The sequence below is a fragment of the Paraburkholderia sp. EG287B genome (assembly GCF_040965595.1).
In the GTDB taxonomy this organism is placed as follows: Bacteria; Pseudomonadota; Gammaproteobacteria; order Burkholderiales; family Burkholderiaceae; genus Paraburkholderia.
The window spans coordinates 1-415 of the sequence record NZ_JBFRCG010000096.1 but is presented as its reverse complement, the minus strand read 5'-3'; the positions used below and the strand labels follow the sequence as shown (position 1 = coordinate 415).

General features: G+C 49.6%; 2 pseudogenes. Both read right to left on the bottom strand.

Annotated features, from left to right (window positions below):
* A pseudogene (locus AB4Y40_RS42870) lies at positions 1-241 on the bottom strand (MFS transporter); the annotation flags it as partial.
* Between the two features lie 42 nt (positions 242-283).
* Positions 284-415, bottom strand: a pseudogene (locus tag AB4Y40_RS42865) (amidohydrolase); the annotation flags it as partial.

Genomic DNA, 415 nt, shown 5'->3' with positions numbered 1-415 from the left:
CGATAATCCCACCGAGCGGACGCATAAAAAAGCTCACACCAAACGTTGCAAATGCCAGTAACAGCGCGACGTTATGATCGGCACTGGGTGGGAAGAAAAGCGTACTGATATAGACCACAAAAAAGTTGTAAACGCCAAAATCAAAAAATTCGAGCGCATTGCCAAACGCCGAGGCAAAGATCACCCGCCTGCCGCTGGGCTTTTTCTTCACACTCACGGTTTCATTTACGATCGCCGTCATTCCATGTTCCTTGCCAAAAAGTGTTGTTGTGTGTTGTTTTATTTACTGCAGCCAGGCTTCAACCAGTGCGCCCCAGTAGCTGCTTGCCGGGACCAGGCTTGCATCGTTAAAGTCGTAACCGGGGTTATGCACCATGCAGGAACCTTCCCCGACATCGCCATTACCGAATAACAG